This is a genomic window from Yersinia similis (genome assembly GCF_001053095.1).
Classification (GTDB): Bacteria; Pseudomonadota; Gammaproteobacteria; order Enterobacterales; family Enterobacteriaceae; genus Yersinia; species Yersinia similis.
Map to the genome: position 1 here is coordinate 12,358 of NZ_CGBP01000034.1, position 24,366 is coordinate 36,723.

The window sequence follows — 24,366 nt, forward strand, 5'->3', positions numbered from 1 at the left end:
AGGGTAACCGGAGGGGCTACACGGTAATGCCGTTTAAATCGGGCAAACCGGCATTTTATCTTCTTCAGTCAGTGTTTCTATTTTCAGCATATTGAGCATACTGTTGGCAATTTCACGCTCGCCCATGACCACTTGGTTGGCACCACGGTCAGAGATATAAACGACTTCGTCATCGTAATGTGCACGGGCGATTATCTCTAGATCGGGGCGCTTAATTCTGGCAGATGCGACAATTTCCCCCGCTTCGTAGCCATTGGGTATCGTCAGTAATAACCAACGGGCACAATCCAGGCGACCTAGCGACATGACATCGGCGTTGGCCGCGTTGCCGAAGACCGCGTTAATGCCTTGTTCACGTAAGGCTTCCACTCTGGGGCGTGAGTTTTCGATAACCACCAGTGGGATCCCTTCGGCATGCAGTTTGGCACCTAATAAGCTGCCAACACGGCCGTAACCAACTAAAAGTACATGGTTACATAAATCAACGGGGATCTGTTTCTCTTCCTCGACGGCCTCTTCCAGAATCAAATCTTCCATGGTCTCTGTCTTAGCCAAATAACGATCAAGTAAAGTGAAGAGTAGCGGGTTAAGCATAATAGACAGGATCGCACTCGCCAGTACCAAATTACGGCCATGCCCAGACAGTAAACCGAGAGAAATACCCAACCCAGCCAAAATAAAGGCGAACTCGCCGATTTGTGCCAAACTGACCGAAATGGTTAGGGCTGTCCGTTTTGAGTGACCAAATAATCGAACTAAGGCGAAAGCGATAGCTGATTTACCAAAGATGATTATGGCTAATGAGGCGATAACGGCCAAAGGTTCATTGACCAGAATCATTGGGTCGAACAGCATACCGACAGAGACGAAGAACAGTACCGCAAACGCATCACGTAGCGGTAAGGTGTCTTGCGCAGCTCGGTGGCTGAGCTCAGACTCATTCAAAACCATCCCCGCGAAGAATGCGCCCAGAGCAAAGGAGACATCAAACAGCTCCACGGCACCGTAGGCAATCCCTAAGGCCAAAACCAGCACGGCTAAGGTAAACAGCTCTCGTGAGCCGGTACTGGCGGTTTTAGCCAATATCCATGGCACCAGGCGGCGGCCTACGACAATCATCAGAGTAATAAAGGCGATAACTTTACCGATAGTAATCGCTAACTCAGTAAATAATTGGTTCAGGTTGGTCGTTTCGTTCCCCATCACGCCCGCAAAAGCAGGGAGGAGTACCAGCGTCAATACCATGGCCAAATCTTCGACAATCAACCAGCCAATCGCGATTTGCCCCCGTTGGCTATCAATCAATTGTCGTTCTTCCAATGCCCGCAGCAATACCACGGTACTGGCGGTTGATAGGCACAGACCAAAGACCAACCCGGTGATCAGATCCCAACCTAAGAAATGTGATAATCCCATCCCCAACAGTGTTGCAACGGCTATCTGGGCGATTGCGCCGGGTATGGCGATTGATTTTACAGCGAGAAGGTCTTTAAGCGAGAAGTGAAGTCCAACACCAAACATCAACAAAATAACACCAATTTCAGCCAGTTCAGGTGCTAATGATGTATCAGCAACGAACCCCGGCGTGAATGGCCCGGCCAGCACCCCTGCGGCAAGGTACCCCACCAGTGGTGAGATGCGCAGGCGGTGAGCCAGTGTGCCAAAGAGGAAGGCGAGAACCAGGCCTCCTACAATAGTGGTGATTAAGGGTGTTGAATGGTGCATCCAGACTCCTTCTAGTTATGCGGGTGATAAGCATTTCACAGCAATAACATCAGTTTATTGTATTTATGTGTTCAATGCGCGATAAAAATTAATTTTTTATTGGTAAACATCTTCTTTGGCATGGAAATTGTCTGAAGTGGTTGTTTGTGGAGGAATTGCTATTTATATCGAGATTACATAGGGGGGGCTCCTGACTGAAATATGCATTTCAGTCAGGATTCTAGCGCTATTACTATTACTTATCGTCTAAATTAGGCAGTAAGGCCGTGAATATTCCCAGTAATGGCAAGAACGCACATATTTGATAAACCAGTTCAATACTGGTTAAATCAGCAACATACCCTAGTACTGCCGCACCTATTCCCCCCATACCGAAAGCGAAACCGAAGAATAAACCCGATACCATGCCTACTTTCCCAGGGATCAGCTCTTGAGCATATACCAGTATTGCTGAAAAGGCGGAAGCGAGAATAACACCAATAAATACGGTTAAAATACCCGTCCAATACAAAGACGCGTAGGGTAAAGCAAGGGTAAAGGGGGCAACACCGAGTATAGAACCCCAAATAACATATTTTCTACCAATCTTATCACCAAGAGGCCCACCAATAATGGTGCCGGCGGCAACCGCAAATAAGAAAACAAATAGGTGTATCTGGGCACTTTGTACCGAAACGCCAAACTTATGTATTAAATAAAAGGTGTAATAGCTGCTAATGCTGGTCAAATAGAAGTATTTAGAGAATATCAGCACCATCAAGATAGCTAACGTACTGATAATTTTATTTTTTGGCAGTATTTTGGCTGATGAAGTTTTTAACACTTTGCCATACGAAGCACGTTGCTGGAGTTTATACCATTTACTCACCTGCAACAGCACGACAATTGCCAGTAGGGCTGCGAGCGAAAACCAGCCCACATTGCCTTTACCGTAAGGGGCAATAATGATGGCGGCCAGTAACGGACCGAGTGCGCTGCCAAAATTTCCCCCCACCTGAAAAACAGATTGAGCCAAACCATGGCGCCCACCGGACGCCATACGGGCGACTCGTGATGATTCTGGGTGGAATACCGAAGAGCCAGTACCGACCAATGCTGCCGCTAATAATACCACCGGGAAGGTTGTGGCTACTGCCAGCAGTAATATGCCAGACAGCGTGAACCCCATACCGATGGGTAATGAGTATGGCTGGGGGTGTTTATCCGTATATAAGCCAATCAGCGGTTGTAGTAACGAAGCCGTCAATTGGTAAGTTAGCGTGATCAATCCTATTTGAGCAAAACTCAATGAGAACTCAGCTTGTAATAAAGGATAAATCGCCAGGATCAGCGACTGGATCATATCGTTGAGTAGGTGAGATACGCTGATAGCACCCAATATAGAGAAAGATGTACGTTTGACTGAAACATTAACGGGTTGCTGAAATCCGGCATCAGAACGATCGGTCATAGTGAGTATTCACCTAATAATTTTGGATGTTAATACTATTTTGATAATGAATACATACTAGGCATATTGTATGATTTTTACTACATCTGAACGATTTGATATCAGTTTCAATGCGATGAGGTGATCACCCTATGGCCGTTATAATGTGCACTGTGCGAGAGTAGGGTGTCGAGGATCATGGTTTAGATCTTTCGTATTCTTACTCATTAAACCAGTCCAGTCCTTATCTGCGCGATTTTTAACGACAGACAATATGGAGTTTTACCATGCGCTTTTCATTAACAACCACATTAGGTGCTTTGGCGGTGTCATTAGCGTTTGCTCCGGGGTGGGCGAGTGCCTGGGAAAAAGATAAAACTTACGACATCACCATATTGCACACCAATGATCATCATGGTCACTTCTGGCAAAACGAGCAAGGTGAGTATGGTCTTGCTGCACAGAAAACCGTGGTGGATGAAATTCGTAAACAAGTTGCCGCAAAAGGAGGAAGCTTATTGTTACTCTCGGGCGGTGATATTAATACAGGTGTCCCTGAATCCGATTTGCAGGATGCCGAACCCGATTTTCGCGGCATGAATTTGGTCGGTTATGATGCGATGGCTATTGGTAACCACGAATTTGATAATCCTTTGAGTGTGCTGCGTCAACAAGAGAAGTGGGCGAAGTTCCCGCTACTGTCCGCCAATATCTATCAGAAAGGTACGCAACAGCGGTTATTCAAACCTTATGCTTTGTTTGATAAGCAAGGTATAAAAATTGCCGTTCTTGGTTTGACCACAGATGATACCCCGAAGGTGAGTAGCCCCGAGAATGTCGCCGATATAGAATTTCGGGTTCCTGCAGTTGAAGCGAAACAAGTGGTTGAGCAACTGCGGAAAACTGAGAAACCAGACATCATTATTGCTGCCACACATATGGGGCATTACGATGATGGTAAACACGGCTCCAACGCCCCAGGTGATGTGGAAATGGCGCGTAGCTTACCTGCAGGCTATCTGGATATGATTGTGGGCGGGCACTCACAGAATCCGGTCTGTATGGCCAGTGAGAATCATAAGCAAGTTGATTATGTTCCTGGTAGTCCATGCATACCGGATCGGCAGAATGGTACCTGGATAGTGCAGGCCCATGAGTGGGGTAAATATGTCGGGCGGGCTGACTTCACATTCCGTAATGGCGAATTAACATTGGTCAACTACCAGTTAATCCCGATCAATTTAAAGAAAAAAATTGAGAAGGCTGATGGCACTAGCGAGCGCGTCTTTTATACACAAGAGATTGCTCAGGACCCCACAATGCTGAAATTACTGACGCCATTTGAAGAGCGAGGTAAAGCGCAACTGGGGGTCAAAATCGGCAGGGTTAATGGCAAATTAGAGGGTGATCGCAGTAAGGTCCGTTTTGAGCAAACCAATATGGCGCGTTTATTATTAGCCTCGCAGATAGAACGGTCAGGAGCTGATTTTGCCGTAATGAGTGGCGGGGGCGTTCGTGACTCTATCAATGCGGGGGATATCACTTATAAAGATGTGCTCAGGGTCCAACCCTTTGGTAATACGCTGGTTTACGTTGATATGAAAGGCAGCGAGGTTGAGAAATACCTGGCGGTGGTAGCCAATAAGCAGCCAGATTCAGGGGCTTATGCGCAATTTGCCAACGTCAGTCTGGTCGCTGATGGTCAGGGTGTTAGCAATGTGAAAATCCAGGGTGAACCGTTAGATCCTAATAAAACGTATCGTATGGCGACGCTCAATTTCAATGCACTGGGCGGGGATGGTTATCCAAGAATCGATAATTCACCTGGTTATGTTAATACCGGATTTATCGATGCTGAAGTACTAAAAGAATATATTGAAAAACACTCGCCACTGGATGCTGAGCAGTATCAGCCGAAGGGGGAGATCGTTTATAAGTAGACTGTTTATCAAAGGGGTACTTATTTATAATTTACCGTAAACCAAGCTGTAAAAATTAATGGTATAGCCCAGTGGCACTGAGTGGCTGGGCTATACCGGTTAATTACACAAGTTCAATGACAGGCTCATCGGGGAGATAGTTTGCAATTGCATTGGCGATGCTTTGATTATCGTTATTCTTATTGGCATTGCTTTCAAATTCATTGATAAGTATATCAAGTGCCTGATTGATACGGTTATCGTGCGCTGAGTTAGCCACTGCGACCAGTGTCTGAACAACATACTTCAAGGCAATAAGATCTGCTTTTATATTAAGATCATTCTTGTGTGTATCATAACCCATATTAACCACCCGACTAAAATTGAGAATGCTGTGTATGCATGGTAATCATGCGGTTATCGTTGATGTATCTCATTAGTTTTAAACTAATTCTTTCCTTAATAGTATCGGTGGAACGCAGGATATAACTTAGCGTGAAATAGAGTGATGACTCAATCCCGCTTGGCAATATCCGCAAAAACACCCTGTAATAAGCGGCATAAATCCACGGCGGCCAATTCAATATCTAAGCCACGCTTGCCGCCAGAAACAAAGATAGTTGCGAACTCTTGAGCTTGACTGTCAATCACGGTGGGTAAGCGTTTTTTCTGCCCTAATGGGCTGATGCCACCGACCAGATAGCCTGTCGTACGCTGTGCCAACTGTGGGTCTGCCATCTCAGCTTTTTTTGCCCCCAGCGCCCTGGCAACTTTTTTCAGATCAAGTTGGGTAGCGACCGGCGTGACAGCAACAGCCAGATTTTTAGCATCGCTATTGAGTGCGACCAGCAATGTTTTATAAACCTGATCAGCATTAAGCCCTAACTTTTTAACGGCCTCATCACCAAAATGCGTTTCCGTTGCATCATGATGATAGGGATGCAATGTAAACGGAACCTTTTGTTTTTCCAGTAGAACAACGGCAGGTGTCATAATAAACATCCAATTAAAAATGAAAATTTATTCAGGTTGGTTATCTTACACATCATTGATGCGGCACGGATAAAAATTAACTCAACAAAATCAGCATAATGTTAATAAGTTACTTCGATAATGGTTAATGTCAGTTGCTAATCTAACAGTCTGGTTGATACCCTATGCTGGCGTTCACATTATCCGCAAGGAATGTGAGTGCTTAATAACTAAAATAATGAAAATTCCTCTTTGACTGGCCGGTAGTGATATCGGCCATTTTTTATTGATTGTCTGCTCGTAACAGCTCTGGAAGATTCCCCTCACCGTACAAATGTAATGCGCCTACAGCGACGACATAACGTCCGGGGGCGAGCTGTTCGAGCTGTTGCTGCCAACGTTTATTACGCTGAAGCATCAGTATATCGTACATATCGTGGCTGAAAGTCGGGGCGAGCGTTACCTGACTATTTTCAGGATGGTGCTCTAGCCACCAGCCAATCATGGTTTGTAGCAGGCGGGCATTAGTATGCCAATGGGTCAAGGTGTCGTGCAGTAAAGAGATGCCGTTATCCGGTAAGGTTTTGAGTAAATCAAGCTGCATTTCAGCACCTTCCAGTTCAATAATCTCTTTCTCTTGTGCACCCGCGGCTCTCAGTAGCTGATAATCAATGCCATATTCCCCACGCAACCCTAAACGTTGAGCCTGATGCGCCTGCAACATTAAAGCGACTTGCCATGCCGGGAGATAGGCCATCGCCAGTGGGTCACTCCCCAGCTCTTCGCAGCGTTGCTGGAGTTGCGGATAATATTCCTCAGATAATCTGTCGACTAAAGGTTCAGTAACCGTGCTATGGCCAAAAGAAGAGGTGGCATCGGTGATATCCGCTTCAACAATGAGAGCGTCAGCCTGATTCAATTTATTCAGTAGCGTGTGGGGTAGGGGAAACATCCCTGCCGTTCCCATATGAATGCTGCCAACTAAATGTAGGTAGCGCTCGCCAGGCAGCGTGATATCCAGAGCCGGGTAAGCATAAGTGGTGGGTGTAATAATGCCCAAGAATTTTGCGATACGGCGTAAGAGTTTGTCCATGTTAGTTTGGCTCCTTTATTAGCATTTTCTGTATGCTATACCCTTCTTACTTGAAATTGCAGCGTTGTTAGCGGCACTGACATTTTGGATATCAACGCTAAATGGCGCACAAAACGGTATTGTGCGCCATGAGGTTACTGGAACCGTTTACTGTTTAGGTTTAAAACGCAGTAAACGGTTAGCGTTACTGACGACCGTGATGGAGGACAACGCCATCGCCGCGCCGGCGACTACCGGGCTGAGTAATGTACCGGTGAAGGGATATAAAATCCCTGCGGCAATGGGAATGCCCAGCGCATTGTAGAAGAAAGCCCCCAACAGGTTTTGCTTCATGTTACGTAATGTGGCTTTGGAAAGTTCTACAGCATCGACAACTCCGTGCAAACTGTGACGCATAAGGGTAATCGCTGCGGTTTCAATCGCGATATCACTGCCGCTCCCCATGGCAATCCCGACATCCGCTTGCGCTAATGCAGGGGCATCGTTGATGCCATCACCAATCATTGCCACTTTATGTCCTGCCGCTTGCAGTTGCTTGATAGCATCGGCTTTGCCATCTGGCAGAACCCCTGCGATCACACGATCAATACCGGCTTCTTTCGCAATGGCATTGGCGGTGATGGGGTTGTCACCGGTCAACATCACCAGGCTATAGCCCAATTGATGTAGCCGCTGTAATGCGCTGATACTGTCTTCGCGCAATGGGTCACGGATCGATAACAGCGCTGCGGGCTTGCCATTGGCGGTCAGAATAACCGGTGTTGCGCCACTTTCTGCTTGTTGCTGTATCAGTGATTGCAACTCGCGAGTGTCAATTTGTTGTTCTTCCAGCAGCCGATTGTTGCCGAGGAGTAGTGGGACGCCGTCAACTTCACCACTAACCCCCAAGCCGCGCAATGTACGAAATTGGCTGGCGGTGGCCAATGTCAGCCCCTCTGCACGTTGTAAAATAGCGCGGGCCAGCGGGTGATTCGATCCCGTCTCCAGTGCTGCAGCCCAACCTAAAGCCTGTTGTTCACTCACGCCATTAAAGGTGTGGATTGCCACCACCTGCGGGTGCCCCTTGGTTAGTGTGCCGGTTTTATCGAACACTAACGTATCAAGGTTACTGGCTTGCTGTAGTGCATCCGCATCACGGACCAATACACCAAATTCAGCGGCTCGGCCGACGCCAGAGATAATCGACATCGGTGTCGCTAAGCCCAAAGCACAAGGGCAGGCGATAATTAACACTGTGGTGGCCACTACCAGGGTATAGACCAACTGGGGTTGTGGGCCGAAGAAATACCAAATCAGGCCAGCGACAATGGCAATGACTACCACCGTTGGGACGAATACCGCAGAGATACGGTCTGCCAGTTTACCGATTTCTGGTTTACTGCTTTGTGCCTGACGGACCAGTTTGATAATTCGCGCTAATGTCGTTTGGCTACCGATAGCGCTAGCCTGGAATTGCACGGTTCCATCTTGTACTTGTGTCCCTGCGTGGACAATATCACCCTCTGACTTTTGCTGTGGGATCGGCTCGCCAGTCAGCATCGCTTCATCCATCCATACTTCACCCTGCACAATCACACCATCAACTGGCACGCGATCGCCGGTGGTCAGGCGTAGGATCATCCCCAGTTGGACATCTGCCAGCGAGATCACCTTCTCACCGTCATCGGTCACTAACTTTGCTGTCGGGGGGGACAGGTCTAATAAGCGTTCTAGCGCATTAGATGAGCGTTGTCTGGCGCGTTGTTCCATCGCATGACCAAGGTTAATCAAACCGATGATCATGGCACTGGCTTCGTAATAAAGGTGACGGGCCTCCATAGGGAAAATATCTGGCCAGATATTGACGGTGATGGAGTAGATCCAGGCAGCCCCCGTACCCAGCGCGACCAAGGTATCCATGGTGGCACTGCCATTTTTTAGGCTCACCCACGCATTACGGTAGAAATGCCCTCCCGCAAATATCATCACCAGCAGCGTGATAATCCCGATAATAAGCCAGGGTGTCTGGGTTTCTGGCGTCAGCGTCATGCTACCGCCAAACAGCCCCCAAGCCATCAATGGGATACCTAACAATAGACCTAATGCTGCTTGCCATTGGAAACGCTTCATACTGGCTTGCGACATTTGCTGTTGCCGCTCGCGTCGCTCCCCTTCGTCTTCAATGATCTCCGCGCCGTAACCGGCATTTTTAACCGCAGCGATTAAGGCTTCGTTATTTTGGGTCCCTGTGACCAATGCACTGCGTTCAGCCAGATTAACGCGGGCCACCTGAACCCCATCAACGCGTTGCAATGCATTTTGTACTTTAGAGACACAACTGGCACAACTCATCCCCGTCAGTAATAGCTGAACACTATCCCCTTCTGAGGCTGCCGCTTGGGTCACTGATTCGGGCACTGGCAGCGGATTGATCACCGGTGCCGTGCTGGTGGCTGACGCCGTATTGGCTGTTGAAGTTGTAGACGTTGTATTTGTAGGTAAAACGGTATTTGTATCTAAAACCGTACTTGTGGCTAAAGCCACGTTGAGTGCCGGAACAGTATTCGAGGCCGCTGCCAGAGATTCCGGCTGAGATTGGGCTGAGTGTGTCAGCGGCTCAGTTTTTGGGGCGTCGATACCTTGCTGTGTGGCGTGATAGCCAGCCTGTTCCACTGCGATAATCAATGTCTGTATATCGGCCTTGCCGTACACGTTGGCACTATCGAGGGTCACATCGGCAGAAATCACCCCCGAAACCGCTTCCAGTGCTTTACGGACTGTTTCAGTGCAATGCCCGCAGCTCAATCCTGAAAGGCGTAATTCAGCGTCCGGCGTTTGGGCTTCTTTCGCCAGATAACCGGTCTGTTTGATTGTCTCAATGAGTGCATGAGTATCGGCTTCACCAGTCACTTTAGCGTAGTGAACATTCACTTCAGCATGGTGAACATCCTCACGGCTTTCCAACGCGGCTTTAACGCGTTGAGCACAATTCATACAAGAAAGTCCTTGTAAGGCGAGCAGTGTGGTTTGCAACATTATTTAACTCCCTATTGAGTAAAAACTTACTCATAAATTCACCAGAATAAGTTTAGTCGGTATTACCAACCCATACATTAATGACCGTAATATTTTGTTGGCTCATAATATCGGGGGGCTTTTATTCCGCTTGACTGGTATGGCTATTTTCACTAAACATAGAGGTTAAACCTTCCCGCAAGGGGAAGGTCAAGGGGGAATAATGAATATTAGCGATGTCGCGAAAAAAACCGGTTTAACCAGCAAAGCCATTCGTTTTTATGAAGAAAAAAAACTGGTGACGCCACCTGTCCGCATGGATAACGGCTATCGCAGCTACATGGCCAAACATATTGAAGAGCTAACGTTGCTGCGCCAGGCGCGGCAAGTGGGTTTTACATTGGATGAGTGTCGTGAATTACTGGCATTATTTCATAACCCAGCACGGCACAGCGCGGATGTGAAAGCAGCAACATTGCAAAAAGTAGCGGAAATTGAGCAACATATTAATGATTTGAATCAGATGCGTATGCGCTTGTTAGCGTTGGCAGAAGAGTGTCCGGGGGATGAGGGCGCAGATTGCCCAATTATTAATAGCCTGGCGGGATGTTGCCATTCAAGCAGTACGCTACCATTAAAATAATACGTTGCCATTAAAGTCATCGCTCGCCATCTGAGCAATAAGCACTATCTTTGACCTTGATGCCGCATCAGTGAATCACCCGAATCACCTACCAAAGTAAGTGATTCGGGGTGTTCGTTTACTGCCTTGCTGCAACGCTAATGACTTGAGAATGTCAATGTAGACGCTAGCGATTAACTGCGCGGACATGCAAGGTATTACCTTCTACCAAAATCACTTCAACTTCAGTACCAGGATTAAGCTCGGTAGCACAGTAAATTCGCCAACTGCTGTCACCGACCTTCATACGGCCATAGCCATCAACAGTCGGTTCGGTCAGTGTTGCCCGTATGCCAAGCAGTTGATGATTACGTTGGTTAAGCATGGCTGGTTGCGGTTTAGTGCGTTTACTCAACCAATACCACCACAGGAAAGCAGACACGACCGTCAGAATGGAGAACAGCACGCCTTGCATTTCCCAGCTAAAGGGGAACAGCCATACCAAAACGCCAACAATGACGGCGGCAATACCGCTCCACAGCAGATAGCCACTCGCTCCCAGCATCTCAGCGGCCAATAATAGCCCGCCAAGTGATAGCCAAAACCAATTTGGATTTACTGCAATTTCCTCCAGCATGGTTATTTACCTCGGCTGTTTTTGCTCTCACCAATCAGTTCTGCAATACCACCGATAGCACCCATGAGGCTACTGGCTTCCAGCGGCATCATAATGACTTTACTGTTATTGGCCGAGCCGATGTGTTGCAGTGCATCGGTATATTTTTGTGCCACAAAGTAGTTAATGGCTTGAATATCGCCGGCAGCGATGGCTTCAGAAACCATTTTAGTCGCCTGAGCTTCCGCTTCAGCGGCACGTTCACGAGCTTCAGCTTGCAAGAATGCAGACTGACGTTCACCTTCTGCTTTCAGAATTTGTGACTGTTTTTCACCTTCAGCACGCAAAATAGCGGCTTGACGAACCCCTTCGGCTTCCAGAATATCCGCACGCTTGGTACGTTCAGCTTTCATCTGAGCATTCATCGCTGAAATCAGTTCAGTTGGTGGGCGCACATCACGGATTTCGATACGGGTGATTTTGATGCCCCATGGGTTGGTGGCTTCATCGACGATATGTAGCAGGCGGCTGTTGATGTTATCGCGCTGAGACAGCATTTCATCCAGTTCCATCGAACCTAAGACGGTACGGAAGTTGGTCATGGTCAGGTTGACGATAGCCAATTCCAGATTGCTGACTTCATAAGCGGCTTTCACCGGGTCAATAACTTGGATAAAGCATACAGCATCGATCGCTACGTTGGCGTTATCACGGGAAATGATTTCTTGAGATGGAATATCAAGAACTTGTTCCATCACATTAATTTTACGGCCAACACGATCCATAAACGGTACAACGATATTCAGGCCTGGCATCAGTGTTTTGGTATAGCGACCAAAACGTTCGACAGTCCATTGAAAACCTTGCGGGACGATTTTGATTGCAGATAGCACTATAATCAGAGCGACAACGATAAGAATGGGGATAACTGTGAACATACTTAACTTCCTGTCAGCAAGAAAAATTGTATCTTAATATTACGTGACGGGGGGGTAAACACCTAACGAAAGACCGGTAAATGCGTGTAAAGAGGAAAAATGACGGGAAAGCAGCATAAAACTGCGCAGGATTGCCCCGCGCAGTAGCAAATAATGGTGCTGGTACGATACAAATAACGGTGGGAAGACGCTAATCAGTACAATAATGCGTAGAGTTGGCGGCGGTATTTAGCAGCCAGTGCATCGCCAGTCCCCAATGCAGCCAAAATATCCATTAATGTTTTACGTGCCGTACCGTTCGCTGCGGCTAAATCTTTTTTCAGGTGACCCAATAGCAGTTCCAGGGCTTCTTCGTTGCGGCCAACCTGATGCAGTTGTAAGGCCAATTGCACGGCCAGTTCGACGTTATCCGGCTGTTCTGCCTGTTGTTGCTGTAGCTGCTGGATTTCTGGTGTATTAGCCGCTTGTTTCAGTAGCTCAATTTGTGCAATTAGCCCCTGATAACGGGTATCACGATCTTGCAGCGGAAGGCTTGCCAATACGCTTTCGGCATCTTCGCTACGGTTCAGTAAAATTTGGGCTTCTGCCAGTTGCAGGGCGATTTCGCTAGTTTGTGGGCTGCTAGTTTGTTGGGCGAGTTGCCAAGCTTCTTTCAGCAGTGGCAGCGCTTCAGGGACTTTGCCTTCACTCATCAGTTGCGCCGCTTCGGCCGCTTTTAGCTCCTCTGGCTTTGGCAGTACCCGCTGTAGCAGTTCGCGGATCACTTCTTCTGGCTGTGGCCCTTGGAAGCCATCAACAGGCTTACCATCTTTAAACAGATATACTGCTGGAATTGAGCGTAAGCCAAATTGCGAAGCCACCATCGGCTGCGCATCACAATCGACACGGGCCAGAATAAATTGACCCGCATACTCGGCGGCCAGTTTATCCAGTGTTGGTGTCAATTGCAGGCAGTGCTGGCTGCGTTCAGACCAAAAATAGAACAACACAGGAGCTGACATGGATTGTTCTATGGCTTGGTGCAGGTTTGCTTCAGTAATTTCAATCGTTGTAGGTGTTAGCATGAATTATTTCTCTCATCCGTTTTAACGATAGATGGGGGCGGATTGTCTTGCTTCAACCCTTACTCAATGATCTGGCTTAACTATTACCGCGCAGGACTTTATCTAGCATCCGGCCAGGTAATAGACGACGTAGTAGGGTCAACACATGAGCCACCATCGTGACCGGATAACGCAATTGCGGGCGTGGGCTTTCCAGCGCATGACGCAATTTGGGTAATATGGCTTCCGGTGGCAGTGTAAATCGCTTGGCGATCCCAGGGTTATTGACCGGTTTATCGGCCTCTGCCTGATTCACATTTTGGGTGAAATGGGTGCTGATAGGACCAGGTTCAATCAAGCTGACGTGAATACCACTGCTATGTAGCTCCATTCGCAGGGCATCAGACCAGGCTTCCAGCGCATATTTACTGGCGGCGTAGGCACCGCGCCCCGCCGTTGAAACCAACCCCATCACTGAGCTGGTTTGAATAATTCGCCCCTCACCATGAGGCAACATTGCCGGTAGTAGCAACTGTGTCAGTTGGTGGGTACCAAACAGATTAGTCGAAAACTGCTTTTCCAACTGTTGGCGAGAAATGGTTTGTAGCGAACCGTAGAGACCAAAACCGCCGTTATTAAACAGGCCATATAACCGCCCACCAGTCAATTCGATAACCTGTGCCGCAGCACGTTCGACACTGGCGCTGTCATCCAAATCCAGTTCAATACCTTCCAGACCTAACTGCACCATTTTGGCGACATCGTCAGGTTTACGGCAGGCGGCCAGCACGCGATAACCTCTGTTTTTTAAATCTTGTGCCGCCACCAGGCCAATTCCACTGGAACAGCCAGTAATTAATACTGCTTTTTGCATAACTTTACCTAATGAATGAATCTATTTGCTTAAACAAATGGTTAACTGAGTAATGTTATTCTTGAATAAATATACCCGTCATACTTCAAGTATCATGTACGTTGGCTGTCTTTGTTCACCTCAGTCACTTACCTGTTGTTGACCTTAAAATAAATAAGCTCCTGGGGACTTCTTCAGTTGCCGCCTTCCTGAAACTCGAATTATTTGGGGTATGCCATTTCTGAATAGCCGCTGAAATTAATAACCACGCTGTTTTATCGATTGGTGAGTGAAGGAGTTACCGCCCCTTAGGGCGCTTCCCCTTTTTCTAGGCTGGTTAACAGCCTGAACATGGTTACCCGTCTGGGCGATGTTTAAATCATATTTATTTCGGATCAACAACTAACGGCTTGAGTTGTTGCGCCATCCAATCAGCGATAAACGGTTGGGCATCGCCGTTAGGGTGTAAACCATCATCCTGCATCCACTCTGGCTTAACGGCAACCTGTTCCATAAAGAAAGGAATCAACGGAATGCCGAATTGCTGCATCAGTTGTGGATAGATAGCGGTGAAAGCATCAGTATAACGGCGGCCATAGTTGGGGGGAATACGGATTTGCATCAATAATGGCTGGGCTTTCGCTGCGGTTATCTGATTGATAATTTCGCTCAGATCCCGTTGAATGTCCTGCGTCGGAAAACCGCGTAGCGCGTCATTGGCACCCAGCTCAATCAGCACCCAGCGTGGCTGATGTTGCTTGAGTAGGGCGGGTAAGCGCGCTAGCCCTTGCGCGGCGGTATCACCGCTGATACTGGCATTGACCACCTTCGGTAATGAAGGTGTGGCTTGCCATTTTTTATCTAATAGCGAAGGCCAGGCTTGTGCAATAGGCAGGCGGTAACCAGCGCTTAAACTGTCGCCGAGAATCAATAGTGTATCGGTTGCGGCGGCACGCAAACTGAATAGTCCCAACAGTAAAAGGAAGGGAAGATGCCAGCGGAAAACGTTCTTGAAGTTCATCATCTTAATAAGCACGTCGGTCAGGGTGAGCAACAGCTCTCCATCCTTACCGGAGTTGAGCTGGTTGTCAAACCAGCCCAGACAATTGCGTTGATTGGCGAGTCGGGTTCAGGCAAATCAACATTATTGGGGATTCTGGCCGGGCTGGATGATGGCAGCAGCGGTGATGTGAGCTTGCTTGGGCAGTCATTGACCACGATGGATGAAGAGGGGCGCGCGTTACTTCGGGCGAAAAATGTCGGCTTTGTCTTTCAGTCATTTATGTTGGTACCCACATTGAACACCCTTGAAAACGTTCAACTACCGGCATTGTTACGTGGCGAGAGTGATCGCCAAAGCAAAGCGCAAGCTATTGAGCTGTTAGAGCAACTTGGGTTGGGTAAGCGCCTTCACCATCTTCCCGCCCAGCTTTCCGGTGGTGAACAACAGCGAGTTGCACTGGCCAGGGCTTTCAGTGGGCGGCCAAAAATCTTATTTGCTGATGAGCCAACCGGTAATCTTGACCGGCAGACTGGTGATCGTATCGCTGATTTGCTGTTTTCCCTAAACCGAGATTTTGCAACCACGTTGATTCTGGTCACACATGATGAACAACTGGCCGGTCGTTGTCAGCGTCGGTTGCGCCTGCGGGACGGTAAATTGTGGGAGGAGTCATGATTTGGCGTTGGTTTTGGCGTGAGTGGCGCGCCCCTTCACTGCTCATTGTCTGGCTGGCGCTCACGCTGGCAGTAGCCTGCGTATTGGCGTTAGGGACTATCAGCGATCGAATGGAAAAAGGGTTGAGTCAGCAAAGCCGCGATTTTCTGGCCGGTGATCGGGTTCTCAGGGCGGCACACCCTGTTCCAGAGGCGTGGTTGCTGGAAGCGAAGCAGCAGGGGCTAGCAGTTAGCCGCCAACTCACATTTTTGACCATGACCTTTGCCGGCGATCGCCCACAGTTGGCTGAGGTGAAAGCCACTGATCTGGCCTACCCACTCTATGGGAAATTAGAAACATTACCTAAGGGGGCAGAGTTGCAACCGGGTACGGTGCTGGTGGCACCGCGATTACTGGCGCTACTGGGGGTTAAGGTTGGCGACATGTTGGATGTTGGCGATACCTCGCTAAAAATTATCGGTGAGATTATCCAAGAACCCGATGCAGGCTTTAATCCGTTTCAAACCGCACCACACATTTTGATCAATCTGGCCGATGTCGAGAAAACCGGCGCGGTACAACCGGGTAGCCGTTTGACTTACCGTTATATGTTTGCTGGCACTCCGGAGGCTGTGACGCAGTTTAGCGACTGGCTCACCCCGCAATTAACACCAGAGCAGCGTTGGTATGGCCTGCAAGAATCCGGTGGCGCATTGGGGAAATCCCTGCAACGGGCGCAACAGTTCTTATTATTATCGGCGTTGTTGACCTTATTGCTGTCGATTGCAGCGGTCGCCGTCGCCATGGGCCACTATTGCCGCAGCCGCTATGATCTGGTGGCTGTGCTGAAAACATTGGGGGCCGGGCGTCGTGCTCTGCGTCGATTGATTATTGGCCAATGGTTATCCGTGCTGGCCTTGGCAGGCCTCTGTGGCAGTGTCATTGGTCTCTTATTTGAGAGGCTATTGGTTCGGTTATTAGCCCCGGTATTACCCGCAGAGTTACCCACTGCCGGGCTGTGGCCATGGGTGTGGTCAATGGGATCATTAGTATTGATTTCGTTCCTGGTGGGGGTACGGCCATATCGGCAATTACTCGCCACTCAGCCATTGCGGGTATTGCGCCGTGATGTGGCGGCCAATGTCTGGCCATTGCGTTATTTTATTCCAGTGATGCTGTTGGTGGTGATTGGGTTATTGGCATTGCTGATGGGGGGGAACTCCCTGCTATGGGCCATTCTGGGGGGCATGGTGGTATTGGCGTTGCTGCTCGGGGGGATCGGCTGGGGTAGTTTGCTGCTGCTGCGTCACCTAACGGTAACTCGTTTATCACTGCGGTTGGCCATTAATCGGCTTCTGCGCCAACCGTGGATAACGCTGACTCAGCTTGCGGCATTTTCACTCTCCTTCATGTTGTTGGCGTTGTTACTGGTGCTACGTGGTGATCTCTTGGATCGATGGCAGCAGCAACTTCCCCCGGACAGCCCGAACTATTTTTTGCTGAATATTACGCCTCAACAGGTACCACAAGTCACGGCATTTTTGGCTCAGCATCACATTCAACCCTCGACGTTCTATCCCATTGTGCGGGTCCGGTTGACGGAAATTAATCAGCAACTGGCTACCGAACGGGTGAGTGAAGACTCACCTGGTGGTGAGGCGGTTAACCGAGAGTTGAATTTAACCTGGCAGCAGGATTTACCCGCCCACAATGTATTGACCACAGGGCAGTGGCCTCCTAAAGCCGATGAAGTATCAATGGAGCAGGGGATTGCCGATCGGCTGGGGATTAAGATTGGCGATAAACTGACTTTCAGCGGTGATACTCAGTCATTTGGGGCGACGGTCAGCAGTATCCGCCAGGTTGATTGGGACAGTTTACGGCCTAATTTTTACTTTATTTTCCCACCCGGTGCATTGGATCAACAGCCTCAAACCTGGCTGACCAGCTTTCGCTATCACGGTGATGGAGAGGCATTGGTTCAGTTAAATCGCCAGTTTCCGACACTGAGTTTGTTAGACATTGGTGCGATGCTGAAACAGGTCGGGCAAGTGTTGCAGCAGGTCAGCCGGGCGCTGGAAGTGATGGTGGTGTTGGTGATCCTTTGTGGCACCTTATTGCTACTGGCACAGGTGCAAGTGGGGATGCGCCAGCGCAGGCAGGAGTTAGTGGTCTACCGCACGCTCGGAGCGAGTAAACGCTTACTTCGAGGCACGTTATGGTGGGAATTTACTTTACTGGGTTTGGTGGCGGGGCTGGCGGCGGCGATAGGTGCTGAAGCCGCGCTCTGGGCATTGCAGAGGTTAGTATTTGATTTCCCATGGCAGCCAAACTGGATTATGTGGTGGATCTTGCCACTGGCAGGCGCGTCGTTGCTGTCAGTGTGCGGTGGCTGGCTGGGTGTTCGGCTGTTGCGAGGGCAGGCGCTATTTCGTCGCTACGAGTAGTGGATTTTATTCGCGGGCAGCAGCAGAGGCCGCCCGCTTCTTGTTATAACTTATCTTGCGCCCAACGCAGTGCGTTCTGATACTCCGCGGGTAGCAAAGGAGCCAGTGCTGCCAGGGATGCGCTTAATGCCGTACCCTCTGGATCGTTTAAATTCAGATGACCGACTTTGCGGCCTTCAAGGACTTCTTTGTCGTACCAATGCAGATGCACTAATGGCAGAGACAACCACTGGATATTTATTGGCGTACCAATCAGATTAACCATCGCTGACGGGGTATTCACCACCGGTTGTGGCAGTGGCAGATCCAAAATGGCCCGCAAATGCAGTTCGAACTGGCTAATAGATGCGCCGTTTTGTGTCCAGTGACCACTGTTATGAACGCGCGGGGCCAATTCATTGATCAATAGACGGTCGCCGACGATAAAGCACTCCATCGCCATGACACCGACATAATTCAGCTTATCCATAATAGCTGACAGCATTTTTTCGGCCTGCTGCTGTAGTTTGCTGTTGGGCTGTGGTAACGCCACGCTTATGCGCAAAATGCCATCTTCATGAAGATTATGAGTCAGTGGATAAAATACCGATTCACCTTGGTGACTACGTGCGCCGATCAATGAGACTTCGCCGGAGAAGTTAATCCCCTGTTCGACAATACATTCGCCGTAAGCATCGGCGGGTAAGGTACTCTGCTCACCGGTGCGTAAACGCCACTGACCACGGCCGTCATAGCCACCGACCCGCCGTTTCACGATGGCTAACTCACCCAGTGTAGTAAACACTTGAGGCCACTCACTGGCGCTGGATAACAACTGCCACGGTGCGGTTGCCAAACCCAGGCCATCGAGTAACTGCTTTTGGGGCAGACGATCCGCCAGACGTGGAAAAATATCGCGATTAACAAAAGCGGTATGGGTGGCTAATTCACGGGTTAAGGCGGTTTCCGGCCAACGTTCAATTTCAGCGGTGATCACACTGTGCTGATAAGGCACCGCTTCAGGTTCAGCATCTAAGCCTACGGGGTAAACCGCAATCCCCAACGGCTCACCTGCCTGCCGCAGCATTCTCCCTAACTGGCCATTGCCCAGTACGCAAACCGGTTTCATGCTTCTTCCCTCGGATCGGGGTTATCCAGTACTTCATCCGTTTGGCTTTGACGCCAATGTGCCAAGCGGCCTGCCAATTCGGTATCGTGTAATGCTAAGATTTGTGCGGCCAGCAACGCGGCATTTGCCGCCCCCGCTTTACCGATAGCCAGCGTCCCTACAGGAATGCCGCGCGGCATTTGCACAATCGAATATAGGCTATCAACACCACTCAAGGCCGCACTTTGCACCGGAACCCCTAAAACGGGCACCAGCGTTTTGGCGGCCAGCATCCCTGGCAAATGTGCCGCACCACCGGCACCAGCAATGATCACATGTAAGCCATTAGTTTCGGCCTGTTCGGCAAAGCTGAACAACCTATCTGGGGTGCGGTGTGCAGAGACGACTTCCACATGAAACGGAATATTGAGCGTGGTGAGCACGTCGGCGGCGAACTGCATAGTGGCCCAGTCACTCTTGGACCCCATTACGATGGCGATTTTAACCCCGGCTGCATAAGCTGAATTGAGGTTGGCTCCCATGGGTGTAAAGCTCCTGTAATTGCGCAAGCGTCGGCCAGAACGACTTACTATAAATCGTGGCTGGCGAAGAGGGCGTAGAGCATATCATGAGCCAAAGGCGAGGAAAACGGTTGCGTGGCGGCTTTTAGTGGGATTTATTGGTTTTTTCCTGCGGAAAGTTATCGTCTTATTGCTCCATTGTGATGAGGAATACATTGTTATTCGTCATGAGCGGGTTATTGTTTGGCAAGATAGGTTATTGCTTAGTAATAAAGGTTATTATGTGGCAATAGAGGTTAAAACGGGAATGCAATTAGCTCGACGTTATCTGCCGTAACTTTGACCATTGAGCCTTCGACATGCCAGGCACCCAGCACCACCCGATGTGCGGTTACCATTGGCAATTCTACGGCATGGACGGCTGGCCGGTGCGTATGTCCATGGATCATCCAACTGACGTCATGGCGCTGGAAAGCATCAATCACCGCTTTTGGATTCACATCCATAATGAGTTCTGATTTGCCGCTATTGTTCTGCTGGCTCTTATTCCGCATATAGGCAGCAATGCGCAGACGCAGACGCAGAGGGAGCCACAAAAATAATTTTTGAATCAGCGGAGTGTGGACCTTTTTACGAAAATGCTGATAATCGGCATCATCCGTACACAGGGTATCGCCGTGTAAAATAAGGATTTTACGGCCATATAATTCAACAACTTTCTCTTCCGGCAGCAAGACCATGCCGCTTTCCTTAGCAAAACGTTTACCGAGCAGAAAATCGCGGTTCCCGTGGATAAAATAGCAGGGCACCCCCTGTTGCTGGAGTGATTTCAGCGCAGCAGCAACCTGCCGATACAGTGGCTCGGGGTCGTCATCACCAATCCAGGACTCAAACAGATCACCCAGAATATATAAAGCATCAGCATGAATAGCCTCACGCTGTATAAAATGCAGAAAACCGGCAGTGATTGCCGGTTCCTGAACGCTGAGATGCAGATCTGCAATAAAAAGCGTGCTCATTAAGCCGTCATTACTCGCTAACAGTGACGCTTTTGATGATCACATCTTCTTTTGGCACATCTTGATGCATGCCACTACGGCCCGTCGCAACATTTTTGATTTTATCAACTACGTCCAAACCGCCGGTTACTTCAGCAAATACGCAGTAACCCCAGCCATCCGGGCGCTCTGAACGGAAGTTCAGAAAATCATTGTCAGCGACGTTAATGAAGAACTGAGCGGTAGCAGAGTGTGGATCATTGGTACGCGCCATTGCCAGCGTGCCACGGGTATTTTTCAGACCGTTGTTGGCTTCGTTTTTGATTGGTGCGTCCGTTGTTTTCTGGCTCATGCCTGGCTCGAAACCGCCGCCCTGGATCATGAAACCATCGATAACACGGTGGAAAATAGTGTTATCATAGAAACCTTTACGGCAGTAGTTCAGGAAGTTTTCAACGGTAGCCGGCGCTTTATCAGCGAAGGTATTAATGACGATATCGCCGTGATTAGTATGAAACGTGACCATAATAATGTTCCTGCTAGTGTAATAGGTGTATTCACAAATGAGTCGTAACTCTTTAGACGGCTCTTATATCATATCTCTGAGATTGAGTCAGTACTCGTTCTGCTGCCTTTATGGGCGAAAAAGTGCTGTATCAGAGACTGATTTGCCGCATAATCTGATGATATCTTGTTTATCTATGCGTACCGCAAAATAAAACCACGGAATGTCCCAATGCTAAAGATTTTTAATACACTGAGTCGCCAAAAAGAGGAATTCAAGCCTATCCATGCCGGTAAAGTGGGTATGTATGTATGCGGGATCACTATTTATGACCTGTGTCACATTGGGCATGGGCGCACTTTTGTCGCTTTCGATGTAGTGGCGCGTTATTTGCGTTATTTAGGTTATTCACTGACGTATGTCCGCAATGTCACCGACGTTGACGATAAGATTATTAAACGTGCGATTGAGAATAATGAGACCTGTGAGCAACTGACAACGCGGATGCTGGCAGAGATGCATAAAGATTTTGACGCATTGAATCTTGAGCGCCCTGATCTGGAGCCGCGTGCGACTCACCATATCGCTGAAATAATTGAGATGACCGAGCGCTTGATTGCTCGGGGCCATGCTTATGTCGCCTCCAATGGCGATGTGATGTTTGCGGTCGATAGCGATCCTGATTACGGTTTGTTATCCCGCCAGGATCTGGATCAGCTACAGGCTGGTGCGCGGGTTGAAGTGGCTGATGTTAAACGTAATCCGATGGATTTCGTGCTATGGAAAATGTCCAAACCGGGTGAACCAAGCTGGGAATCACCTTGGGGGCCGGGCCGCCCTGGCTGGCATATTGAATGTTCAGCAATGAACGGCAAACAGTTAGGTGCGCATTTTGATATTCATGGCGGTGGTTCTGACTTGATGTTCCCGCACCACGAGAACGAGATCGCTCAATCTACCTGCGCACACGATGGCCCGTATGTAAATTACTGGATGCACTCCGGTATGGTGATGATCGATAAAGAGAAAATGTCGAAGTCCCTGAATAATTTCTTCACTATTCGCGATGTGCTGGCGTATTACGATGCCGAAACCGTGCGTTATTTCCTGATGTCCGGTCATTATCGTAGTCAGCTTAACTACAGCGAAGAAAATCTGAAGCAGGCACGCGCTTCCCTGGAGCGTTTATATACCGCGCTGCGCGGTACTGATGCTAATGCAACGCCAGCAGGGGGCGCTGAGTTTGAAGCCCGTTTCTGCACGGCAATGGATGATGATTTCAATACACCAGAAGCCTATTCGGTGCTGTTTGACATCGCCCGCGAAGTCAACCGCCTGAAAAACGAAGATATGGCCGCAGCCAATGGTCTGGCCGCTGAGTTACGTAAACTAGCTCAGGTGCTGGGTTTACTGGAACAGGACCCAGAGCTGTTTTTACAAGGCGGTGCGCAGGCTGACGATAATGAAGTGGCAAAAATCGAAGCCCTGATTAAGCAACGCAATGATGCCCGCAGCAGCAAAAATTGGGCGTTGGCAGATTCCGCACGTGATCAATTGAATGAACTGGGCATTGTGCTGGAAGATGGCCCACAAGGCACGATATGGCGCCGTAAGTAACATTGTTTGAGGTTATGGAAAGGGAACTGTTGAGCGGGCTATATTTGTTAACTGATACTATTTATTAGTGAGTACTATTTATCATTAGGTACTATTTGTCAGTGAATAGTACTAAAAAATTATCAGTGAATAGTACTAAAAAAATTGCGGTTCTGGTGTTTACCAGTAACCGCGATTTTTTTGTTCAATAGGCCAACAATGTTGACTATTACAACGGCTATTAGGCTTTAACCTGTACTTTCATGTCTTGAAACTCAACGATCTGGTCTGCCAGAATTTTGCAGCGCTTGCGCGTTTCGACCTTCCCGTCAACTTTCACCAAACCATCAGTGATAGCTGCTTTTGCTGACGCACCGCTGTCATTCCAACCTTGTAACTTTAGTAGGTCACATAGCTCGACATGGGGGTGTTTTTCCAAATGAAAAATGTCCATTACTGTCCTTTAACTCAATTTTGGCTGATATCGTGATATTCCTCGCAGGCTTGCAAGGTATTTTGTATCAGTGTTGCAACGGTCATTGGCCCGACGCCACCTGGAACCGGTGTAATCCAACCCGCACGCTCAGCAGCGACATCAAATGCTACATCGCCGACTACTTTACCACTTTCCAGACGGTTAATACCCACATCAATCACGATAGCGCCCGGTTTAATCCATTCTCCGGGAATAAAGCCCGGTTTACCGACAGCGACCACCAGCAGGTCAGCATTCTCAATATGGTGACGCAGATTCTTGGTAAAACGATGGGTAACCGTGGTGGTGCAACCGGCTAGCAGCAATTCAAGACTCATCGGGCGACCCACAATATTGGATGCGCCGACGACCACCGCGTTCAGGCCGTAAGTTGGGATATCATAACGTTCTAACAACGTCATGATGCCTCGGGGGGTACAAGCGCGCAGTTTGGGCGCACGCTGGCACAGGCGGCCCACGTTATATGGGTGGAAGCCATCCACATCCTTATCAGGGTGAATACGCTCCAGGACTTTAACGTTATCAATCCCGTTAGGCAGTGGCAGTTGTATTAGAATGCCGTCGATTTCGGTATCTTCATTCAATAAATCAATCAGGGCCAGTAGCTCTGTTTCACTGGTCGCCATTGGCAGATCATAAGAGCGAGAGACAAAGCCCACCTCTTCACAAGCCTTACGCTTACTCGCCACATAGATTTGTGACGCAGGGTTTTCACCGACCAAGACAACCGCCAGACCGGGGGCACGCTTACCTGCTGCCAGACGTTGTTGAACCACCGCAGCAACTTCGTTTCTTACCTGCTGCGCAATCGTTTTACCATCAATAATTTTTGCTGACATCAGTGGAGGGGTCCAT

At 48.9% G+C, this 24,366-nt stretch carries 22 protein-coding genes; 5 read left to right on the plus strand and 17 right to left on the minus strand.

The annotated features are described in order from the left end of the window. Positions 1 to 33: 33 nt before the first annotated feature. Together ybaL and rosA are read right to left on the minus strand one after the other, a co-directional pair. Positions 34 to 1,725 carry a YbaL family putative K(+) efflux transporter gene (gene ybaL / locus AC971_RS18535; protein WP_025382891.1) on the minus strand — a complete coding sequence of 564 codons (1,692 nt, stop codon included), beginning with the start codon at positions 1,723 to 1,725 and terminating at the stop codon, positions 34 to 36. Between the two features lie 235 nt (positions 1,726 to 1,960). Beyond that, on the minus strand, positions 1,961 to 3,175 hold the full coding sequence (gene rosA / locus AC971_RS18540; protein ID WP_025382892.1) for an MFS transporter RosA: 1,215 nt from the start codon (positions 3,173 to 3,175) through the stop codon (positions 1,961 to 1,963). A gap of 266 nt (positions 3,176 to 3,441) precedes the next feature. Between rosA and ushA the strand changes: the two genes are divergently transcribed. Beyond that, positions 3,442 to 5,094 (plus strand): bifunctional UDP-sugar hydrolase/5'-nucleotidase UshA, encoded by a 1,653-nt coding sequence (gene ushA / locus AC971_RS18545; RefSeq protein WP_025382893.1) that lies wholly within the window; start codon positions 3,442 to 3,444, stop codon positions 5,092 to 5,094. Between the two features lie 103 nt (positions 5,095 to 5,197). Here ushA and AC971_RS18550 read toward each other — a convergent pair whose 3' ends face one another. From AC971_RS18550 to copA, 4 genes are all read right to left on the minus strand, one after another. After that, complete coding sequence (locus AC971_RS18550) at positions 5,198 to 5,437, minus strand: hypothetical protein (RefSeq protein ID WP_025382894.1); 240 nt, start codon at positions 5,435 to 5,437, stop codon at positions 5,198 to 5,200. Positions 5,438 to 5,586: 149 nt separating this feature from the next. Continuing rightward, positions 5,587 to 6,066 carry a Cys-tRNA(Pro)/Cys-tRNA(Cys) deacylase YbaK gene (gene ybaK, locus AC971_RS18555; RefSeq protein ID WP_025382895.1) on the minus strand — a complete coding sequence of 160 codons (480 nt, stop codon included), beginning with the start codon at positions 6,064 to 6,066 and terminating at the stop codon, positions 5,587 to 5,589. A gap of 262 nt (positions 6,067 to 6,328) precedes the next feature. Beyond that, complete coding sequence (locus AC971_RS18560; RefSeq protein WP_012105557.1) at positions 6,329 to 7,138, minus strand: TraB/GumN family protein; 810 nt, start codon at positions 7,136 to 7,138, stop codon at positions 6,329 to 6,331. 147 nt (positions 7,139 to 7,285) lie between these two features. Next, positions 7,286 to 10,153, minus strand: coding sequence for a copper-exporting P-type ATPase CopA (gene copA, locus AC971_RS18565; RefSeq protein WP_025382896.1), 2,868 nt, complete (start codon positions 10,151 to 10,153; stop codon positions 7,286 to 7,288). Between the two features lie 202 nt (positions 10,154 to 10,355). Here copA and cueR point away from each other — a divergent pair, with 202 nt between their 5' ends. After that, positions 10,356 to 10,775, plus strand: coding sequence for a Cu(I)-responsive transcriptional regulator (gene cueR, locus AC971_RS18570; protein ID WP_025382897.1), 420 nt, complete (start codon positions 10,356 to 10,358; stop codon positions 10,773 to 10,775). 166 nt (positions 10,776 to 10,941) lie between these two features. On the opposite strand, the gene AC971_RS18575 is transcribed toward cueR, so the two are convergent. The 5 genes from AC971_RS18575 to tesA form a co-directional block, all read right to left on the minus strand. Next, positions 10,942 to 11,391 carry an NfeD family protein gene (locus tag AC971_RS18575; RefSeq protein WP_025382898.1) on the minus strand — a complete coding sequence of 150 codons (450 nt, stop codon included), beginning with the start codon at positions 11,389 to 11,391 and terminating at the stop codon, positions 10,942 to 10,944. Between the two features lie 2 nt (positions 11,392 to 11,393). Continuing rightward, the gene (locus tag AC971_RS18580) at positions 11,394 to 12,308 is read right to left on the minus strand and encodes an SPFH domain-containing protein (RefSeq protein WP_025382899.1); all 915 of its coding nucleotides are present in this window, start codon (positions 12,306 to 12,308) and stop codon (positions 11,394 to 11,396) included. 194 nt (positions 12,309 to 12,502) lie between these two features. Then, complete coding sequence (locus tag AC971_RS18585; protein ID WP_025382900.1) at positions 12,503 to 13,372, minus strand: thioredoxin family protein; 870 nt, start codon at positions 13,370 to 13,372, stop codon at positions 12,503 to 12,505. Positions 13,373 to 13,448: 76 nt separating this feature from the next. After that, positions 13,449 to 14,225, minus strand: coding sequence for an SDR family oxidoreductase (locus AC971_RS18590; RefSeq protein ID WP_025382901.1), 777 nt, complete (start codon positions 14,223 to 14,225; stop codon positions 13,449 to 13,451). Positions 14,226 to 14,589: 364 nt separating this feature from the next. Continuing rightward, on the minus strand, positions 14,590 to 15,225 hold the full coding sequence (gene tesA / locus AC971_RS18595; RefSeq protein WP_025382902.1) for a multifunctional acyl-CoA thioesterase I/protease I/lysophospholipase L1: 636 nt from the start codon (positions 15,223 to 15,225) through the stop codon (positions 14,590 to 14,592). On the opposite strand from tesA, the gene ybbA reads away from it, so the two are divergent. Next, positions 15,196 to 15,882, plus strand: a complete 687-nt coding sequence (ybbA, locus tag AC971_RS18600) for a putative ABC transporter ATP-binding protein YbbA (RefSeq protein ID WP_025382903.1) — start codon at positions 15,196 to 15,198, stop codon at positions 15,880 to 15,882. The two genes, tesA and ybbA, sit on opposite strands and share 30 nt — an antisense overlap. Beyond that, positions 15,879 to 18,308, plus strand: coding sequence for a putative ABC transporter permease subunit YbbP (gene ybbP, locus AC971_RS18605; RefSeq protein ID WP_025382904.1), 2,430 nt, complete (start codon positions 15,879 to 15,881; stop codon positions 18,306 to 18,308). Before ybbA ends, ybbP begins: the two co-directional genes overlap by 4 nt. Before the next feature lie 43 nt (positions 18,309 to 18,351). Here ybbP and purK read toward each other — a convergent pair whose 3' ends face one another. From purK to ppiB, 4 genes are all read right to left on the minus strand, one after another. Then, complete coding sequence (gene purK / locus AC971_RS18610) at positions 18,352 to 19,416, minus strand: 5-(carboxyamino)imidazole ribonucleotide synthase (protein WP_025382905.1); 1,065 nt, start codon at positions 19,414 to 19,416, stop codon at positions 18,352 to 18,354. Beyond that, on the minus strand, positions 19,413 to 19,937 hold the full coding sequence (gene purE / locus AC971_RS18615; protein WP_025382906.1) for a 5-(carboxyamino)imidazole ribonucleotide mutase: 525 nt from the start codon (positions 19,935 to 19,937) through the stop codon (positions 19,413 to 19,415). The genes purK and purE overlap by 4 nt, the downstream gene beginning before the upstream one ends. A gap of 275 nt (positions 19,938 to 20,212) precedes the next feature. After that, positions 20,213 to 20,935 (minus strand): UDP-2,3-diacylglucosamine diphosphatase, encoded by a 723-nt coding sequence (locus AC971_RS18620; RefSeq protein ID WP_025382907.1) that lies wholly within the window; start codon positions 20,933 to 20,935, stop codon positions 20,213 to 20,215. Between the two features lie 10 nt (positions 20,936 to 20,945). Then, a complete protein-coding gene (ppiB, locus tag AC971_RS18625) occupies positions 20,946 to 21,440 on the minus strand; it encodes a peptidylprolyl isomerase B (protein WP_025382908.1) in 495 nt (164 codons plus the stop codon). Positions 21,441 to 21,650: 210 nt separating this feature from the next. On the opposite strand from ppiB, the gene cysS reads away from it, so the two are divergent. Continuing rightward, on the plus strand, positions 21,651 to 23,036 hold the full coding sequence (gene cysS, locus AC971_RS18630; protein ID WP_025382909.1) for a cysteine--tRNA ligase: 1,386 nt from the start codon (positions 21,651 to 21,653) through the stop codon (positions 23,034 to 23,036). Between the two features lie 220 nt (positions 23,037 to 23,256). Here cysS and ybcJ read toward each other — a convergent pair whose 3' ends face one another. Then, positions 23,257 to 23,469 (minus strand): ribosome-associated protein YbcJ, encoded by a 213-nt coding sequence (gene ybcJ, locus AC971_RS18635; RefSeq protein ID WP_025382910.1) that lies wholly within the window; start codon positions 23,467 to 23,469, stop codon positions 23,257 to 23,259. A gap of 14 nt (positions 23,470 to 23,483) precedes the next feature. Beyond that, entirely contained in the window at positions 23,484 to 24,350 is an 867-nt protein-coding gene (folD, locus tag AC971_RS18640; RefSeq protein ID WP_025382911.1) for a bifunctional methylenetetrahydrofolate dehydrogenase/methenyltetrahydrofolate cyclohydrolase FolD, read from the minus strand. Between the last annotated feature and the right edge of the window lie 16 nt (positions 24,351 to 24,366).